The 18,687-nt window shown below is 42.1% G+C and carries 16 protein-coding genes; 9 read left to right on the top strand and 7 right to left on the bottom strand.

The window, feature by feature from the left end:
• Window positions 1-870, top strand: a complete 870-nt coding sequence (locus L1264_RS06010; RefSeq protein ID WP_235403793.1) for a BadF/BadG/BcrA/BcrD ATPase family protein — start codon at window positions 1-3, stop codon at window positions 868-870.
• Here the strand turns inward: L1264_RS06010 and L1264_RS06005 are convergent.
• Complete coding sequence (locus L1264_RS06005) at window positions 867-1,592, bottom strand: AraC family transcriptional regulator (protein ID WP_135926429.1); 726 nt, start codon at window positions 1,590-1,592, stop codon at window positions 867-869. The genes L1264_RS06010 and L1264_RS06005 overlap by 4 nt on opposite strands.
• Window positions 1,593-1,754: 162 nt before the next feature.
• Here L1264_RS06005 and L1264_RS06000 point away from each other — a divergent pair, with 162 nt between their 5' ends.
• The 7 genes from L1264_RS06000 (at window position 1,755) to L1264_RS05970 (ending at window position 9,298) form a co-directional block, all read left to right on the top strand.
• Entirely contained in the window at window positions 1,755-2,915 is a 1,161-nt protein-coding gene (locus L1264_RS06000; protein WP_235403792.1) for a Gfo/Idh/MocA family protein, read from the top strand.
• A gap of 6 nt (window positions 2,916-2,921) precedes the next feature.
• The gene (locus tag L1264_RS05995; protein ID WP_235403791.1) at window positions 2,922-3,974 is read left to right on the top strand and encodes a sugar phosphate isomerase/epimerase family protein; all 1,053 of its coding nucleotides are present in this window, start codon (window positions 2,922-2,924) and stop codon (window positions 3,972-3,974) included.
• Between the two features lie 43 nt (window positions 3,975-4,017).
• Window positions 4,018-5,238, top strand: a complete 1,221-nt coding sequence (locus tag L1264_RS05990) for an MFS transporter (protein WP_235403789.1) — start codon at window positions 4,018-4,020, stop codon at window positions 5,236-5,238.
• A 24-nt stretch (window positions 5,239-5,262) separates the two neighbouring features.
• On the top strand, window positions 5,263-5,955 hold the full coding sequence (locus L1264_RS05985) for a 3-keto-disaccharide hydrolase (protein ID WP_054552038.1): 693 nt from the start codon (window positions 5,263-5,265) through the stop codon (window positions 5,953-5,955).
• 1 nt (window position 5,956) lies between these two features.
• A complete protein-coding gene (locus tag L1264_RS05980; protein ID WP_235403788.1) occupies window positions 5,957-7,636 on the top strand; it encodes a GMC family oxidoreductase in 1,680 nt (559 codons plus the stop codon).
• A gap of 2 nt (window positions 7,637-7,638) precedes the next feature.
• Window positions 7,639-8,394: a gluconate 2-dehydrogenase subunit 3 family protein gene (locus L1264_RS05975; protein WP_235403787.1), complete on the top strand. Its 756-nt coding sequence runs from the start codon at window positions 7,639-7,641 to the stop codon at window positions 8,392-8,394.
• Window positions 8,395-8,467: 73 nt separating this feature from the next.
• Window positions 8,468-9,298, top strand: coding sequence for a sugar phosphate isomerase/epimerase family protein (locus L1264_RS05970; RefSeq protein ID WP_199527738.1), 831 nt, complete (start codon window positions 8,468-8,470; stop codon window positions 9,296-9,298).
• Between the two features lie 1,010 nt (window positions 9,299-10,308).
• On the opposite strand, the gene rnd is transcribed toward L1264_RS05970, so the two are convergent.
• The 3 genes from rnd to L1264_RS05955 form a co-directional block, all read right to left on the bottom strand.
• Window positions 10,309-11,439, bottom strand: a complete 1,131-nt coding sequence (gene rnd, locus L1264_RS05965; protein ID WP_138557684.1) for a ribonuclease D — start codon at window positions 11,437-11,439, stop codon at window positions 10,309-10,311.
• 48 nt (window positions 11,440-11,487) lie between these two features.
• The gene (gene fadD, locus L1264_RS05960; RefSeq protein WP_135926420.1) at window positions 11,488-13,149 is read right to left on the bottom strand and encodes a long-chain-fatty-acid--CoA ligase FadD; all 1,662 of its coding nucleotides are present in this window, start codon (window positions 13,147-13,149) and stop codon (window positions 11,488-11,490) included.
• Window positions 13,150-13,267: 118 nt separating this feature from the next.
• Window positions 13,268-14,119 carry an alpha/beta fold hydrolase gene (locus L1264_RS05955; protein WP_235403786.1) on the bottom strand — a complete coding sequence of 284 codons (852 nt, stop codon included), beginning with the start codon at window positions 14,117-14,119 and terminating at the stop codon, window positions 13,268-13,270.
• 110 nt (window positions 14,120-14,229) lie between these two features.
• Here L1264_RS05955 and L1264_RS05950 point away from each other — a divergent pair, with 110 nt between their 5' ends.
• Entirely contained in the window at window positions 14,230-15,519 is a 1,290-nt protein-coding gene (locus tag L1264_RS05950) for an alkaline phosphatase (protein ID WP_135926418.1), read from the top strand.
• Window positions 15,520-15,603: 84 nt separating this feature from the next.
• On the opposite strand, the gene L1264_RS05945 is transcribed toward L1264_RS05950, so the two are convergent.
• The 3 genes from L1264_RS05945 to L1264_RS05935 form a co-directional block, all read right to left on the bottom strand.
• Window positions 15,604-15,927: a hypothetical protein gene (locus tag L1264_RS05945; RefSeq protein ID WP_235403785.1), complete on the bottom strand. Its 324-nt coding sequence runs from the start codon at window positions 15,925-15,927 to the stop codon at window positions 15,604-15,606.
• 88 nt (window positions 15,928-16,015) lie between these two features.
• On the bottom strand, window positions 16,016-16,708 hold the full coding sequence (tsaB, locus tag L1264_RS05940) for a tRNA (adenosine(37)-N6)-threonylcarbamoyltransferase complex dimerization subunit type 1 TsaB (protein WP_135926416.1): 693 nt from the start codon (window positions 16,706-16,708) through the stop codon (window positions 16,016-16,018).
• 10 nt (window positions 16,709-16,718) lie between these two features.
• Complete coding sequence (locus L1264_RS05935) at window positions 16,719-18,635, bottom strand: ATP-dependent DNA helicase (protein ID WP_063707466.1); 1,917 nt, start codon at window positions 18,633-18,635, stop codon at window positions 16,719-16,721.
• Window positions 18,636-18,687 lie beyond the last annotated feature (52 nt).

The following is an 18,687-nucleotide window of genomic DNA, read 5'->3' as shown; positions in this document are numbered from 1 at the left end:
ATGGCAAGCAAAGCAACGTATTTTTTAGGAATTGATGGCGGTGGCAGTAAGTGTAAAGTCCGTTTAGAAAACGAAAACGGCACTCTACTCAGCGAAGCTATAAGTGGCTCTGCAAACGTGGCCACCAACTGCCAACAAAGCCAAGAATCAATACTCCACGCCACTGAACATGCTTTTCATGTGGCTGGGCTTGCCCTAAGCGAGCTAAAAAACACTTATGTGCATGCAGGACTTGCCGGAGCTAATATCGACTCAGCTTACCAAGCTATGACCAAGTGGCAGCACCCTTTTGCCAAGTTTACCCTCTCAACAGACATGCTAATTGCCTGTAAAGGCGCTCATCAACACCATGATGGTGCGGTGATTATTCTTGGTACGGGCTTTTGTGCGGGTTACCAGCTGCAAAACCAATTTAGCGAATTAGGGGGTTATGGGTTATTACTGAGCGATAGTGCCAGTGGTGGTTGGTTAGGTTTACAGCTTTGTCGAAAAGCATTTGAAGTTCTTGATGGTGTTGAAAAATGTTCAGCGGCTGTAGATGCCCTGCTCACCCAGCTTAACTGCTACTCGAGCCAAGCGTTAAGTCAACGTTTAATATCGGCTCGCCCTGCTGAACTTGCCAAATTTGCGCCGCTTGTTTTTAGTCATTCAGACGACGCTTTTTGTCAGCAATTAATCAGTGAAGCTTGTGCATTCATTGCGCGCTATATCACTTACTTTGAAAAACAAGGTATTAAAAAAGTCAGCTTGATGGGCGGCATTGCCAGTGCCATCACCCCTTACTTACCTAATGCCAGTAAAGCGCGTTTAACCCCTGCCCTTGCCAGTGCTGAGCAAGGGGCTATTTTAATGGCGAGAGAGGCAATTTAATCGTCTAATTGTTCACGCATTTGCGAAGGTATTTCACCAAACAAACGCCGAAATTGTTTGCTGAAGTAACTCGGTTCAGAAAACCCGCACTGATAAGCGACTTGTGAAATGGGCAGTCGCGTTTCGATAAGCAGCTTACGGGCATTTTCGAGACGCACTTCGTTAATAAATTGATTGGGTGTTTTTGCTAAGTGCTTTTTAAAACGACGCTCTAAAGCGCTAACCGACAAGTGTGCAAGCTCTGCCAATTCATCAATACTGATCTGACGATGAAAATGCTCACGAATAAATTTTACCGGCTCTTCAATTGCCCTGACATGAGAAAGCGCTTTTGAGGTTTTTTGTAAATGTCGGGTCACCCCATAGGTGCCAATCACATTGCCATCGTGATCTTTTAAAGCATGCTTTGATGTAGAAAACCAACCAAGCTCACCTTGTTGGGTTTGGTTAAGCTCTAAACGGTCAGTTACTATGTAGCCTTCCATCACCCGTTTATCATCATTGACGTACTGAAACGCAAGGTGCTTTGGCGAAAAATCAAAGTCAGTTTTTAGCAATATTTGCTCCAGAGTTTTATAACCCTGATGCTCAATAAAATGTTGATTACAATGCACGATTCTACTATCTGTATCTTTTACCCAAAAGAGGATATCTGGCAGTAAATCAAATGCAGCAATCAGCTGATTTACGCCAGCTTTTTTAATTATTTCTTGAATATCCATCGCTTTAATTTGTCTCTATAAAGAACAATCCTATATATTTTAAACGCCGATTTTGTTGCATTGTCAACCGAATTTTTATTAGCGCTTATCGCTTAAGCTTTCCTATTATCAATAACATGATATTAACAGTAGCCGACGCTATTTAAATTAGGAGCGCTTAAGATGAGCAAAGCTAAGATCCGCATGGCAATGGTAGGCGGTGGCGATGGAGCCTTTATTGGCGCTATTCATCGAATTGCAGCGCGATTAGACGGAATGATAGAGCTTGTTGCAGGCGCATTCAGTTCAGACGCAAACAAATGTAAAGCAACCGGCGAACTACTCGGGCTTGATAGCAGCCGCTGCTACGACAGTTACCAGACACTATTTACCGAAGAAGCAAAATTACCCGCTGATGAGCGTATCGATTTTGTAGCTATTGTCACGCCAAACCATTTGCATTTTCCGGTCGCGAAAATGGCGCTTGAGCACGGCTTTCATGTGTTATCAGATAAACCTGCAACGCTTACTCTTGCAGAAGCAGAGCAATTACAAAGCATTATTGCAAAACAGCAAGTTTTATATGGACTGACCCACACTTATACCGGTTACCCAATGGTAAAAGAAGCCAAGCATCGCGTTAAAGCTGGTGAGCTTGGCACCATACGAAAAGTGATTGTTGAGTACACCCAAGGTTGGTTAGCACACAGCGAAGACGAAGGTTCAAAACAAGCGAGCTGGCGTTTAGACAGCAGTAAGTCTGGCATTAGTTGTTGTATGGGCGATATTGGCGTGCATGCTGCTAACTTAGCCGAGTATGTTTCTGATCTCGAAATCACCGAGCTTTGCGCCGATTTAAATCATGTGGTTGAAGGCCGAGGCCTTGATGATGATGGCACCGTGCTACTTAGATTCAATAATGGTTGTAAGGGCGTTTTACTGGCAAGCCAAGTTGCTATTGGCGATGAAAACAACTTACGCCTGCGTATTTATGGCGATAAAGCCAGCCTTGAATGGTCACAACTTGAGCCTAATAGCTTATGGCTAAGAGGCCACAATCAAGCCGCTACGTTACTAAGAGCTGGCGTGGGAGAATTACACTCTGACACACACAATGCCCTGCGCACCCCTGCCGGTCACCCAGAGGGCTACCTTGAAGCATTCGCCAATATTTACCGCAATTTTGCAGCGCAAATTCATGCATTTCAGCAAGGCGAAAACGCAACAAATTCAGCATTTGATGTACCAGGCATTAAAGATGCCGTGCGCGGTATGGCGTTTATTGAGCACGTTGTAGCTTCTTCAAAACAAGACACTAAATGGCACAAATTACAGATTGGATAATAAAGAATGAATAAAATCAAAGGGCCAGCAATATTTTTGGCGCAGTTTATTTCAGAGCAAGCGCCCTTCAATAACTTTAAAGGTTTATGTGAGTGGGCAAGTGGTTTAGGTTACAAAGCGATTCAAGTGCCAACCTCAAACCCAGACATTTTCGATTTAGAAAAAGCAGCTCAAAGCCAGCAATACTGCGATGAAGTCACTGGTATTGTCACAGAGTATGGACTTACAATTTCAGAGTTATCAACGCATTTGCAAGGTCAGCTAATTGCTGTACACCCTGCCTACGATGAAATGTTCGATAACTTTGCCGCAGAACATGTAAAAGGTAACCCTGCTGCGCGTACCAAATGGGCAACAGAACAACTAATGCTAGCTGCGAAAGCGAGTAACAACCTTGGCTTAACCACCCATGCGACTTTCTCGGGTTCTTTTTTATGGCATACCTTTTACCCGTGGCCACAGCGTCCACAAGGACTTGTTGAACAAGGCTTTAGTGAACTTGCTAAGCGCTGGTTACCCATTTTAGATTGCTTTGACGAGTATGGCGTGGACGTGTGTTATGAATTGCATCCGGGTGAAGACCTACATGATGGTGTGACATTTGAGCGCTTTTTAGCAGCAACCAATAATCACCCACGCGTTAATATTCTTTATGATCCGAGCCATTTTGTATTGCAACAGCTCGACTATTTAGCGTTTATCGATATCTATCATTCGCGCATTAAGGCATTTCATGTCAAAGATGCCGAATTTATCGCAAATGGCCGCTCAGGTGTTTATGGCGGATTTCAGAACTGGCAAAACCGACCGGGGCGTTTTCGTTCTTTAGGTGATGGCCAAGTAGATTTTAAGCAAATCTTTAGCAAGTTAACTCAATATGGTTTTGATGGTTGGGCTGTACTTGAATGGGAGTGTTGCTTAAAGCACCCAGAAGATGGGGCAAGAGAAGGCGCTGAGTTTATTAAAGCACACTTGATAAACCCAACAGACAAAGCCTTTGACGATTTTGCCAGTGGCGCAACAAACACTGAGCGTAATAATCGAATTTTAGGTTTATAAAACCGACAACAATTGAACACACAGGACACACAGGACACACAATATGGACAACAATAATTATAACCGCATAGTCTTTCGGCTTTGCTGTATAGCACTGATTGTGACCTCTATGACCTTTGCCATTCGTGCTGGTATTTTGGGTCAACTTGGTAGTGAGTTTGGCTTAACCGATACCGAACTAGGTTGGGTTAATGCCATGGCATTTTTAGGTTTTCCCGTTGCGACTATGGTCGGCGGTATTATTTATAATGCCATTGGCGCTAAGAAATTAGTGGCTTTAGCGTTTATTTGTCATTTACTTGGTCTTGTTTTAACTATCACTGCTGATGGTTTTTGGGGCCTACTGGTTTCTACCTTTTTGATTGGTTTTGCCAACGGGGCGGTTGAAGCGGGCTGCAATCCACTGATTGCAGAAATGTACCCTAAAAATACCACCACTATGCTAAACCGTTTTCATGTTTGGTTTCCTGGAGGCATTGTGATAGGCGCACTTGCGTCGAATTTTATGTCGGGAGCGGGTTTAAACTGGCAATGGCAAGTGGCTTTAATTTTAGTTCCTACGGTTATTTATGGCGCTATGCTGATCAAAGCGCAGTTTCCACGCTTTGATACACGTACTCACTCAACTAGCAGCAATATTCGCCACTTATTCACGCCGTTATACATCTTTTTAATTGCCTGCATGACATTCACCGCAACCACTGAGTTTGGCACACAGCAATGGATTGAGCGTATTTTAGGGTCTTCAGGCGCCTCTCCTATGGTGGTGTTAGCCTTGATCACCGGCTTAATGGCTGTTGGTCGCTTCTTTGCTGGCCCAATTGTACATAGGCTTAATCCTACCGGTGTGTTACTTGGCTCTGCCATTTGTGCAAGCTTGGGGATTTTTATGATGAGTCAGGCCGAGGGCAGCATGATTTATCTGGCAGCGATGCTGTTTGCACTTGGCGTTACCTATTTTTGGCCGACCATGCTTGGCTGCGTTGCTGAATATATTCCAAAGTCAGGGGCGCTGGGTATGTCGTTAATGGGCGGTGCAGGCATGTTTGCTATGAGCATTTGGAACCCTGTAATTGGTAGCTGGATAGATACCGCACGCTCATCGGCACAGGCAAGTGGCGCAAGCGCTGAACAAATTGAAATTTTAGCCGGACAGGCTGTATTACAAAACCTACTGATCTTCCCAATTATTTTAATCGTCGCATTCATTGGGTTGCATCTAGTAATTAATAACAACAAACGCACCGAAAAATGTGCGTCTTAAGCAAGTAAATCGTCGAGGAACACTATGTTTAAATCTCTTAAAGCACTGACTTTAATGCTCACCGTTAGTAGCTGTGCACTCGCTAATGCGGCTGATAATCAGCTTACACAACAAGAAAAGCAAGCTGGCTGGCAGTTATTGTTTGACGGCAAAGATATGTCGCAGTGGCGTAACTTTAAAAGCGAATCTTTAAATCCTGCATGGGTCGTTGAAGACGGCGCTATGACATTAACCAAAGGTGGTGGCGACCTGCTTACTAAAAAGCAGTACCAAAACTTTGAATTACAGATTGATTGGAAAATCTCTACCAAAGGCAATAGCGGTATTTTCGTATTGGCTGATGAAACCGGACAGATGATTTACTCTCATGCGCCTGAAATTCAAATTATTGATAACGAAGAGCATCCAGATACCGAAATTGACTCGCACTTAGCTGGTTCGATTTACGATTTATTTGCTGCGCCAGTTGCGGCGCACAAGCCAGCAAATAGCTGGAACCACGTGCGTATAAAAATGCAAGACAACCACTTGCAAGTTTGGCAAAACGGTATTAGCACCACCAGCATTGTGATTGGTAGTACAACATGGAATACCCTTGTTAAAGGCAGTAAGTTTGCAACTTGGAAAAACTTTGCAACGGCTGAGCAAGGTCATATTGGGCTTCAAGACCACGGTGACAAAGTGTGGTTTAAAAATATAAAAATCAAGGAGCTATAAGATGTCTGAATTTAAACACAAGGTATTGGTTGTTGGCTCTGGTGCTGGTGGTGCAATGGCCGCTTATACGCTAACTAAACTTGGTCACAAAGTGTTATTACTTGAAGCGGGCCGTAATTATGACCCGAAAACAGAAAGCCCAATGTTTCGTCGTAACAGCGAAGCCCCGCTTATGGGTGCAGGTAACAAAGACAAAAACTTTGGCTTTTACGATGCAACCGTTGATGGCGGCTGGCAAGTACCTGATGAGCCATACACCAGCGCCAAAGGTAGCGACTTTTATTGGTGGCGCGCACGTATGTTAGGTGGTCGAACAAACCACTGGGGCCGCTATTCATTACGCTTTAGTGAGCACGATTTTAAAGGTAAAAGCCGTGATGGTCACGGTGCCGACTGGCCATTTGAATACGCTGATTTAGCACCTTGGTACGATAAAACAGAAGAGCTTGTTGGCGTATGTGGCACTAATAGAGGCCATGAAGATATGCCAGATTCGTCACCAGGTATTTTACAGCCGCCACCAAAACCGCGTGTGCCTGAACTTCTAATTGCCGCTTCTGCAAAGAAAATGGGCATTCAAGCAGTGCCGATGCATCGCGCTGTATTAACTCGCCCGAAAGATGATCGCATGGCGTGTTTTTATGCAACACCTTGTGGCTCTGGTTGCTCAATTGGTGCTGCTTTCCAAACTACGACATCATTACTGCCAATGGCAAAAGCCACCGGAAACTTAAAAGTCATTACCGATGCTATGGTTAAATCAGTTAAGGTTGATGAGCAAGGTAAAGTCACTGGCGTCACTTATGTTGATAAACACACAGTAACCGAACACGCTATTGATGCCGATGTGGTTATCTTAGCCGCCAGCGCCTGTGAATCAGCACGTATTTTATTAAACTCAAAGAATAAAAAGCACCCGAAAGGCCTTGCTAACTCAAGTGGCCAAGTAGGTCGAAACTTAATGGATTCGACGGGTGCGTGGTTAGGTGCGCAAATTCCGGCACTTAAAGGTCGCCCACGTTATAACGAAGATGGACATACCGCAAACCACTTATTTATTCCTTGGTGGGGTCATCAAGCACAAGCTAACAATGAATTAGATTTCCCACGTGGTTATCACTTTGAAATTGGCAGTGGCTTTGGTCAGCCGGGCTCGGGGGTGTCGGGTGATAAACAAGGTTATGGCCCTGCCCTTAAACAACAAATTCGTGATGCATATGGCTCTTACGTTGGCTTTGCCCTACGTGGCGAGATGCTACCGAACAAAGATACCTACATGGAAATTGACGAAAACGTTAAAGACAAATGGGGTATTCCGGTATCAAAGTTCCACTTTAAGTGGTCTGACAGAGAGTTAAAGCAAATCGAACATGGTTTAAAAACCGCGAAACAAATCCTAGAAAACATGGGTGCGACCGTTGGCGAACTCCCGCCTGCTGAAAAGGCAATTTCAAAAGGTGGCGAAATCATCCACGAAGTGGGCACCACACGAATGGGTAGCTCGAAGAAAGACTCGGTCACCAATCAATGGGGTCAAACATGGGATTGTAATAACCTATTTGTAATGGATGCGGGCGTATTTGCTTCTAACCCTCATAAAAACTGTACGCTCACCATCATGACACTGGCAATGCGTAATTCAACTTGGCTTGCTCAACAAATTGATAACGGGGTACTTTAATTATGCATCATCGTAACGAACACGACTCATATAACTATGTTTCTAACATGAGCCGCCGTGAGTCTTTAAAATGGCTTGGCTTATTAGCTGCAGGCTCGGCGGTTGGTTTAACTGCAGGTTGCACAAAAGCACTTGAAGATGATGGTGCAGTCTCTGCAAAAGAGCATTGGCCTGATTTAGATATTAAGCCTGTGACCGCTAAAGGCTATGGTCAAGACCCTAATTTGGTGATGCCACCAGAATCACCTTGGCCACTAACCTTAACCGCAGACGAGCTTACGTTAGTAGCATTATTAGCTGATTACATTGTGCCACGCGAAGGCGCTATTCCTTCAGCCAGTGAGCTAGAAGTACCGGCAGTTATTAATGAGTGGGTGAGCGCGCCTTATGAAGGCCAACAACGTGATAGAATTAAAATTTTAAACTCTCTAGCGTGGCTTAACGATGAAGCGCAGCTTCGCTTTAAAAAGCAATTTGTTGCACTTAATGAAAAGCAACATCGTGCGATTTTAGACGATATTGCATTTTTAAACGAGCAAACACCTGCGCAATTTCAGCGTATTGGTAAAGCCTTTTTACGCTTTAAAGAATTAGTGCTGGCAGCATTTTTCTGTACGACTGAAGGCTGTAAAGACATAGGCTACCTAGGCAATGTTCCTATTGCTGGTGATTACCCAGGGCCTTCAGATGAAGCAAAAGCCCATTTAGATCAGGTTTTAGCTGAGCTTGGTTTAAGCGAGTACGCCTATACCGATTAACTTTCCCCCTTGTGTTGTTTAATAACACAATTTAATGCAGGGGGTCACTCCCCTGCTTTTTTAGGATTTGAGTATGTTTAAAACCCGCATTTTATTGCTTATTATTAGCCTTGTATTTAGTGGTCAATTATTCGCAAAACTGCCAGTTAGTGTGCAATTGTGGTCAGTCAAAGACACCTTAAAAAGTGACTTTCATGGTACGCTTAAATCACTTGCCGAAATGGGATTTGACGGCGTTGAGTTTGCCGGAGATTTTGGCCCTTATTCTGATAACCCAGCGGCCTTAAAAGCAAAGCTCTCTGAGTTAGGTTTAGTTGCCAGTAGTGCCCACATCGGCTTTGATGCTCTCACCGAAAGCACTATTGATAGCACCCTACTGTTTTACAAAACCCTTGGTGTTACCACACTCTATGTACCTTGGGATGAGCGAGCATGGCATCCTGAAGGGGTTAAGTCACTGGTTAAAGAGCTCACTAAAGTTAGTGATTATGCAACTCGCTTTAATATGAAGATCGGTTTTCACAATCATAATAAAGAGTTTAATGCATTTAATAACGCTACATTTTGGGATTATATTGCCAGTAACACACCCAAGACCATGCCATTGCAGTTAGATATTGGCTGGGTCAATTACGCAGCTAAAGATCCAATTTACTTCATTAAACAGTACCCTAACCGCACACTTGCTACGCACATTAAAGTACGTACGATTGAGGGAAGCAACATGAGCCCGATTATCGGCGAAAACAACATTGATTGGCCTGCCATCATCGATACTTTAGAGTCGCACGGCAACACCAAGTGGTTAGTGCTGGAGCAAGAAGAATACCCGAGCGGACTAACACCGCTACAAAGCGTTGCGAAATCAAAACAAAATCTGGATAAGATTTTATTAAATAAGTAATTGATTTTGATCTCTAGTCTGAATTAATTGTTTGTTTAAAAGTAAGTGAATTTCATACTAAAAACCTAAGAAATCAATACTGACACTATTTATTTTTTATACTTATAAAATCCGTTTTTTATTCGTCTGTGTCGGTTAAATAGGCATGCAGCTATTAGTTGCATGCCATATTACTTACTATTCACTTTATTGTAAGCAATAACGAAGCTTCCTTTATTTTTCAGTATAGTAAGTTTAATTGGTACTAATAATAAGCTGATATTAAGTTATCTATAAATAACATTATTCACTTTTTTTGCATTAACCTGCTCTGACCTTTGGTCAATTTCAAGTTGTTTCAAAGCGGCTATAAAACAGCCCTCACAACCACATAATATATTGATTAAAAATATATTATTCATCATTCCTAGTAAAAAACATAGATAAAAAAATAATAATAAAAGCTGAACACTTGTCCCTATTTTCATTTTTTTGGCAGATTGCTTTAAATTCTTGGAGAGGTAGCATTAAGCTATAAAAATCTCAAAGGATGAGTATGAAAGTTCTAAATCTTAAGAAAAGGTCAGAAAAAAAGGTTTATTCTTTTTTAGCCTTATTATTGTTTTTCACATTGATGTTGTTAAAGCTTTTTTCTCCACAGCATATTATTTATGAGCTAATCGCTGCGCTGTGCTTTTTTATCGCGCTGGTTTTGTTCTTTCTAGCAATTAACTGCAAACATGCTCTTACTGTTTGCCGACACGGTATTTATTATCATTCAATTTGGGGGCACCACTACATTGCAGCGCAAGAAATAAAATTGATTCAGCATTACTCAAAGTTTGGTTTAAGCTGCATATTTATAATAGGTCCTAGGTTTATTATATTCGCTCCCTTTTATTGTTTAACATCAAAACAAATGCACAGATTAAAACGGTACGATTACAACCTATTACAATGGCTGCAAGTAAGTAATAAACGCGACAAATTTTATGGCTCTAAGCTCTGAGCAATTGCTTAGAGCCAAATTTTTAGTTATCCCACTCTTTAAGGGTGTCTTTTACAAGCTCATAACGCCACGAGTTTAATAAGTCGGGTTTTGAACTGTCTTTACGCTCTTGTGCATCTAGCTTCCAATTCCAACTAATCAATTGATTGATTTGCTTTTTAGATGCAAGCACATCTTCTGGGATTCCATTTGCTTTAGCAGCTTTGGTAATTTTTTGTTTTATATCTTTAGCGGCTTTTTTGTATGCCGGAAAATCAATAAGTCGTTTTAGTTGTGCTGGTTGCTCTTCTGGCGCAACCGCTTTACCCAGTTCGATGCATTTTAAAATTTCAACACCTGAACGGTTTACTTCCATTGGCTCAACACCCGGAACGCGGCGAAGTGCATTAAGACTTACTGGTTTACGTTTAGCTATTTCAACCAAGTTATGTTCTTTTAACACAAAGTTAAGAGCGAGATTTTTGCGCTCTGCCTTTTCACGGCGCCACTTAGCAAGTTCACGTAATACCGCTAAATCATGCGGTCGTAACTGCCAAGCATTTTTAATGTCTTTGTAAAGCTGCTCTGCAGGTGTTTGATAAGCACGTTTTTGCGCGACTAACTCACTTTCACTGATCACAATGTCAAAAAAGCCTGCTTCATCAATTTGTTTTTTAATAATTTCAAAGCATGGGAGTAAATGAAAGGTATCGGCAGCGGCATAATCTAGCTGTTTTTCTGTAAGCGGGCGCTGCAACCAATTAGTGCGCGATTCACTTTTATCAATTTCGATATCTAGTAACTCTTTGACCATATGCGCAAAGCCCATGCAGTTACCATGACCTAAAATTTGCAATGCAAATTGGGTATCAAATAGCGGTGTTGGTACAAAGCCAGCGTACTTTTGAAACACTTCAATATCTTCTGACGGTGAATGCAGTACTTTTAACACCTCTGGGTTTTTAAGTACTTGCCAAAAATCATAGAGCGATAACTCTGCCAGTGGGTCGATTAACGCTAAATGCTCACCATCATATACTTGAATAAGTGCAACTTCAGGGTACAGGGTGCGGCGGCGCATAAACTCAGTATCAATTGCTAATACTGGTTTTCCTATTATTTTTTCTACAAAATCATTTAACTGATTTTGCGTTTCGATCAGTTGGTATTGCACTTACACCCCTTTGTTTCACATAAAAAAGCCGGCTAATGCCGGCTTTTATTATTTCTCTTCGTCCTTTAAGGCTCTTCTAAGAATCTTACCAACGTTGGTTTTTGGTAATTCATCTCTAAACTCAACGAGTTTAGGCACCTTATAGTTCGTTAAATTATCACGACAATGCTTTATTATATCTTTTTCAGTTAAAGATTGATCTTTTTTCACGACAAAAACTTTAACTTGCTCGCCACTTACTTCATGCGGGACACCAATAGCAGCTACTTCAAGCACACCATCGTGCATTGCGACAACTTCTTCAATCTCATTAGGGAATACATTAAAGCCAGATACGATAATCATGTCTTTCTTACGATCAACAATGTAGAAGAAGCCTTCATCATCGTAAGTTGCAATATCACCGGTTGCAAACCAACCGTCTTTTAAGCATTCAGCTGTTGCATCTGGACGGTTATAGTAACCTTGCATAACTTGTGGGCCTTTAACCCAAAGCTCGCCTGGCTCACCTTTCGCTGCTTCTTCGCCGTTTTCAAGCATTAGTTTAATGTCAGTACTTGGAGCTGGTAAACCAATTGAGCCGTTATAACCATCAAGGTCGTATGGGCTTACAGTTACAAGTGGTGCGCACTCAGTTAAACCATAACCTTCCATTAATTTGGTTTTAGTTACAGCTTGCCATTTTTCAGCAACTGGACGCTGTACCGCCATACCACCGCCAAGTGACATTTTTAAGCTTGAGAAATCAAGTTCAGCAAAACCCGGGGTATTTAGTAAACCATTAAATAAGGTATTTACACCCGTTACCGCAGTAAATTTGTGTTGTGCTAACTCTTTTACAAAACCCGGCATATCGCGTGGGTTTGTAATAAGTACATTTAAACCACCATATTTCATAAATGTTAGGCAGTTAGCTGTTAAAGCAAAGATATGATAAAGCGGCAGTGCCGTGATAACGACTTCTTTGCCACGCTCAAGCACGTTATCTAAACAGCCCGATACTTGCTCAAGGTTACCAACCATGTTGCCATGCGATAGCATTGCACCTTTAGATACACCCGTAGTACCACCAGTGTATTGTAAAAATGCTAGGTCGTTTAAATCAACATCAGGCTTTTTGTAGGTTGCTTCGTTACCAGCAAGTGCATCTGCAAATTTAATTGCATTTGGCAATGAGTAGCTAGGCACCATTTTTTTAATGTGCTTAACCACAAAGTTAACGATGTGCTTTTTAAGGCCACCCACCATGTCACCTACTTGGGTAACCACGATGTGCTTAACGTTGGTTTTTGGTAAAGCCTTTTCTAGAGTATCTGCAAAATTAGCAAGAATGAAAATTGCTGATGATTCAGAGTCATTTAGTTGATGCTCTAATTCACGCACCGTGTAAAGTGGGTTTACGTTTACCACTACACAACCTGCACGAAGAACACCTAGAATAGTCACAGGCGTTTGCAGTAGGTTCGGCATCATAACCGCTACTTTATCGCCTTTTTTCAGACCAAGATCATTTTGAATGTACGACGCAACACGTTTTGTAGCACTGTCTAACTCACTATAGGTCAACACTTTACCCATGTTGGTAAAGGCTGGAAGGTCACTATAGTCAGCAAAACTTTTTTCAAACAAGTCGAGTAGCGAGTGATAATGCTCAGGGTCGATTGTTTCAGGCATACCTTCTGGGTAGCGTTTAAGCCAGATTTTTTCCACTCTTAGCTCCTGTTTATAATTATATTTTTTTAATAACCTTAATCTAACTAAGGCCGTTTCTCAATGGAGTAAATACTCTAATGGTGCAGATAATCCCACATTTGGTGCAATTATACAATTAACTTGCTTTATACTGCCCAATAAATGCATGAATGTGCTCTAAGGTTAATGCAGGACTTTGCATATGGCAATGGTGACCTCCAGGTATCTCATGAATTTTTAACTCCTTGTAATATTTACCATATGCCTCTAGGTTATCTTTCACAAAAGGATACCCCTTATCCCCTAAGATAAGCTGACATGGTGCGTTTATTTGTTTGATGGTTGCAATACATTGTGCCTCATCAAAGCGAAATCCTGAGTGATTTTTAAGCTTTGGATCGGTTGTTAAATACCACTTCCCTGCTTTTTCGTAACTATTGCGTGTCATTAATAGCTCAGCTTGTGGGTATTCAAGATCCCCACTTGCAAGCCTTGCACTAATAATGTGCGCTATTGAGTCAAATGCACGTGGCCCTTTAGTGTTTACCCGCGCTCTATTTAAAATTGCTTTACGAAGTTGGCTGCTCACTTCATTACTGTTTGTTGTAACGCAGCCTATTCCTTCAATAAAATTTACCGTTGCTACCTTTTCAGGAAAACAGCTGGCAAAAACCCCGGCAACCATGGCCCCCATTGAGTGGCCAACTAAGTGCACTTTCGTTACATCAAGTGACTCAATAAACTTATATACGTCATCAATATAGTCAATAAAGTAATAGTGGGCATCACTACTTCGCCAATCAGATAAACCATGGCCAGGAAAATCGAGACAATACCAACGCTGATTAAGCTGCACATTTTGTAACATAGGTATGTAACTATGTGCGTTATCAAGCCAACCATGTAAGGCAATCACAACTTCTTCGCCATGACCAAAGGTTAGGCCATGCATTGCCTGACTGCCAGTTTGAAAAGAAAAAGGTTGCACAATTGCTCCTATTTATTAAGCGTTTCAACTTAAAGGCGTTTATTTATCGTCTGGCTAGTATACAATAATCCTCGCAGTATAAATAAGGGCACAATAATAAGGTTACATCAATGAAATTAAAATTAAGTCTTTTAGCATTATTATGCTCAGCAGGCTCAGTAATGGCTGAATCAGCACCAAAAAATATCATTTATATGATTGGTGATGGTATGGGCCCGGCGTACACAACTGCATATCGTTACTTTAAAGATGATCCAAATACTAAAGTTGTTGACCCAACTGTTTTCGATACTATTTTACGTGGTATGGCACATACCTACCCTGATGATCATACCTATGTAACAGACAGCGCAGCAGGTGCAACAGCACTGAGCAGTGGCCATAAAAGTTATAATGGCGCAATTGCCGTTGATACTGATAAAAAACCAGTAAAAACCATGCTTGAAGTTGCAAAAGAACGCGGTATGACAACAGCACTCGTAGCTACTTCGCAAATCAATCATGCCACACCAGCAAGCTTTGCTTCGCACAACGAATCACGCCGCAACTACGACGAGATTGCTAACGACTATATCGATAACAAAATCGCAGGTAAATTACCGGTTGATTTAATGTTAGGTGGCGGCACTAAATATTATGTTCGTGAAGACCGTAATCTAGTTGAGGAGTTTAAAGCTGCAGGTTATCAATACAGCGATGACTTCGCAGCAATGAGTGACTTAAAACAAGTTCCTGCACTTGGTTTATTCGCTGAAGTAGGTTTACCGTTTGCGCTTGACGAAAATCCAACGCGCCTTACGCAAATGACAACTAAAGCACTTGATTTACTTGATGGTCAAAACGACAAAGGTTTCTTTGTGATGATCGAAGGTAGCCAAATTGATTGGTGTGGTCATGCAAACGATATTGCTTGTGCGATGGGTGAAATGGACGACTTTGCTAAGTCAATTGAGCAAGCAAAAGCGTATGTAGATAAAAACCCAGATACTCTACTGGTTATCACCGCCGATCACTCAACAGGTGGTTTAACGCTTGGTGCTCATGGTCAATATAAGTGGGAAACTGAGGTGATTAAAGGTGTTAAAGCAACAGCTGGCACTATCACAAAAGATCTACTTGAAAGCGATGACTTAAAAGCAGTATGGCAAAAGTATTCTGATATCGAATTCACTGATGCAAACAGCATTAAGCTTAGCGAAGCTAAAAAAATGGGCGAGAAAGCACTGCTACTTGCAGTAAAAGATATCATCAATCATGCCAGCTTCACCGGTTGGACTACTGGCGGTCACACGGCTATCGATGTGCAAGTATTTGCCTATGGTAAACGTGCTGAAGATTTCTACGGTTCGCAAAACAATACTGCGATTGCCGACAAGCTGATTGATTTTATTAAACAGTAATTTATATTGAATACTGTCCAAACATAAAAAAAGCCTAAACAATTAGTTTAGGCTTTTTTTTGTGAATTCAGTTTTAGCAATTAGCTAAGCATATACATCAACGCCAATGAGGCTTTGCACTTCGGCGCGGCGCTCTAAGTTAGCAAATTCCGTGTAGGTTGAAATTGCCCGGCTGATTTTTGGGTTGCTTGGTTTGTCATAAATTGTTTGCTGATAGTTTTGCGACTCAGCTTTAAATTCATCGGCAATAGCAACAGCTTGAGGGCTCGATTTAACATATTCGGTTGACGATTTTTGCTCAGCCGTTTGGACTGATATCGCCTTAGGCTTATCAGTAACGGTATTTTTACGGCTATATTGACCGGGAATGTCACCGGTATAAAAGCCTGAGCCAATTGGTAAAGTCAAACTCGTAATTCCACATCAAACATGACTAAATTATGTGCCATAACTGACAAGCACGCAAGTCCCGTTATTTTCTCAGTTAATATCTCAGTTACTCTCGGCCTGGTAGCTTTTTCCAAGTCACTGTATCACGAACATATTTAGGCTGTGCATTGGCTGCTGTCACTGTTTCACCGTTAGCAAAAGCCGTTGCAACCGAGGCCAGCATATACTTCGCATCAGGCAGTAGAATAGTTTCATTTAAACTTACATTTGCAAGTTCTGAAACAAGCGAAGGATAGGTCTGCCAGCCAGTACCCACCGCAGTTGCTGCTGTTTCGGGTAGCGTTAGCAACTCAGGTTTAATAACTTGCTCTTCATCAACAAGTAGCATTAAGCCATTATCATCTGCTTTGTAGTGAGCGAAATAAATCTCACCCATACGCGCATCAATCGCAGAAAACACATCACTTGCTTGGTGTTGTTCAAATGCTTGTTGCGCCATCATCTGCAATGTTGATACGCCAACCAAAGGTAAACGTGCGGCATAAGCTAAACCTTGAGCAATTGCAACACTGATGCGCACGCCCGTGAAGCTACCCGGCCCTTGACCAAAACCAATGACATCTAAGTCGGTTAATTTACATTGCGCCTTTGCGAGCAACTCATCAATTAAAGGCAAAATCTTTTGGCTGTGCTGCTGAGGGCACTCTTCAAAATGATGAAATGTTTGCCCTTGATAATGTAGCACCAGCGATAAAGCTTCAGTTGATGCATCTAAGGCAAGAATATTGTGTTTAATCATCTAAGTTACTCTAATTGATCTGTTCTAAAAACGCGTTTGCCATTGCTAAGTCGCGCGTGCGGCGCATGGGTGGCAAACTTTTTAAAAATACTTGGCCGTAATGGCGTGTTACTAGGCGGTTATCGCAAATAACCAATACACCTTTATCTTTACTATCGCGAATAAGTCGCCCTACCCCTTGCTTTAATGCAATCACCGCTTGGGGTAATTGAATATGCGCAAATGGGTCTTTGCCTTGTAACTGGCAATCTTGCATTTTTGCTTGCAATAATGGGTCATCAGGTGCGGCAAACGGCAATTTATCAATGATAACACAACTTAATGTGCTGCCTCTAACATCTACGCCTTCCCAAAATGAGGCTGTGCCGAGTAAAACGGCATTACCGTGACGGGTAAACTTCTCAAGGATAATGCGTTTAGACATTTGCCCTTGCATATAAACCGGATAATCCATTTGTGTAGTTAACCCTTCCGCCACTAAATGCATCATACGATAGCTAGTAAACAGCACAAAGCAGCGACCTTTTGCTGATTTAATCAACTCAAGGGTCAGCTTGATAATTGCGTGGGGCATATTATTCGCATGAGACTCAGGTAAGTAGCGCGGCAAACAAAGTAGTGCTTGTTGTTGATAATCAAACGGACTTTCAACAATCATGCTTTGCGTTGGTTTTAAGCCAAGGCTAGCGTTAAAGTGCGCTAAGTCGTTATCGACCGATAAAGTCGCCGATGTAAACACAAAACCTGCCCCAGTGTCTTTCATCATTTGTGCGAATTTAGCCGATACATTAAGTGGTGTAATGTTTACCGTTAGGTATCGGCGAGTGGTTTCGTACCAATAACTATAGCCCGTTTGTGCGGTATCAAATACCCGCTCTAACTGACCTTTAAAGGCCAGTGTACGCTCAAACGGATGCTCTATTTTTTCGCTACGGTCTAAGCATAACTTTAAAACTTGGTATAAAAAGTCGAGGTCGCTAATGACCCGGTGCAGTGCAGCACAAATCTCTTTATCGGCCAGTTTTTCACGCCAGTCACCACGGCTACCATCAACCCCGAACTGTAAGCGTAAATCTGCCACGCTGGTTTCTAACTTGTTGAGGGTTTTACCTAATTGCAGCATATCTGGGATATCTGCACGGTATATTGCTCGTAAGTCATTAATTAAATCCACCAGCTTTTTAGTGCTAACACTTTCACCAAAATAGTCACTGGCAATTTCACTAAGCTGATGCGCCTCATCAAAAATATAGGCATCTGCCGTAGGCATTAATTCAGCAAAACCCGTGTCTTTTACAGCCATATCGGCAAAGAATAAATGATGGTTGATCACCACCACATCGGCTTCCATGGCATTTAAGCGGGCTTTACGAATATAGCAATCTTGAAAATCGGGGCACTCTTTACCCAAACAGTTATCAGCGGTTGAGCTAACATAAGGCAGTACCTTGGCATCTTCTTCTATGCCAATACAATCTGCCAAATCGCCGGAACGGGTTTCACTTGCAAACTTTGCTACCATCGCGAGTTGATGCATTACATCAGGATCATCAGTTGGCACATGCGCAACATGCTGACTTAAACGATACGTACACAAATAATTTGCGCGGCCTTTTAAAAGGGCGACTTTTTTAGTGGCGCTCAGTGCTTTGACTAAATTGGGTAAATCACGGTGAAACAACTGCTCTTGTAGTGCTTTTGAACCCGTAGAGATGATGGTTTTGCCTTTTGATTTTAACGCAGGCGCTAAGTAAGCATAGGTTTTACCCGTGCCTGTGCCCGCCTCAACCACTAATTGGTGACGTTTTTTTAAGGCATCGTCAACTGCAACAGCCATATCAATTTGTGGCTGCCGAGGAGTATATCCATCAAGAGAAAGTGCAAGGGGGCCAGTGGCACTGAAAAGTTGTTTGATAAACTTCGCCAATAGATTAAAAGTGATGGGCAGATTTTACGTAACTGACTTGCCAAGGGCAAGA

Origin of the sequence: Pseudoalteromonas sp. APAL1 (assembly GCF_021532475.1) — a bacterium.
GTDB lineage: Bacteria > Pseudomonadota > Gammaproteobacteria > Enterobacterales > Alteromonadaceae > Pseudoalteromonas > Pseudoalteromonas lipolytica_C.
The sequence above is the reverse complement of the archived record's forward strand: the minus strand, read 5'-3'. Positions and strand labels throughout refer to the sequence as shown.

Coding starts and splice junctions, on each gene's coding strand:
- L1264_RS05995 (WP_235403791.1), top strand. CDS start 2,922: ATGAATAAAATCAAAGGGCCAGCAATATTTTTGGCGCAGTTTATTTCA.
- L1264_RS06000 (WP_235403792.1), top strand. CDS start 1,755: ATGAGCAAAGCTAAGATCCGCATGGCAATGGTAGGCGGTGGCGATGGA.
- L1264_RS06005 (WP_135926429.1), bottom strand. CDS start 1,592: ATGGATATTCAAGAAATAATTAAAAAAGCTGGCGTAAATCAGCTGATT.
- L1264_RS05970 (WP_199527738.1), top strand. CDS start 8,468: ATGTTTAAAACCCGCATTTTATTGCTTATTATTAGCCTTGTATTTAGT.
- L1264_RS05985 (WP_054552038.1), top strand. CDS start 5,263: ATGTTTAAATCTCTTAAAGCACTGACTTTAATGCTCACCGTTAGTAGC.
- L1264_RS06010 (WP_235403793.1), top strand. CDS start 1: ATGGCAAGCAAAGCAACGTATTTTTTAGGAATTGATGGCGGTGGCAGT.
- L1264_RS05975 (WP_235403787.1), top strand. CDS start 7,639: ATGCATCATCGTAACGAACACGACTCATATAACTATGTTTCTAACATG.
- L1264_RS05980 (WP_235403788.1), top strand. CDS start 5,957: ATGTCTGAATTTAAACACAAGGTATTGGTTGTTGGCTCTGGTGCTGGT.
- L1264_RS05990 (WP_235403789.1), top strand. CDS start 4,018: ATGGACAACAATAATTATAACCGCATAGTCTTTCGGCTTTGCTGTATA.
- tsaB (WP_135926416.1), bottom strand. CDS start 16,708: ATGATTAAACACAATATTCTTGCCTTAGATGCATCAACTGAAGCTTTA.
- L1264_RS05950 (WP_135926418.1), top strand. CDS start 14,230: ATGAAATTAAAATTAAGTCTTTTAGCATTATTATGCTCAGCAGGCTCA.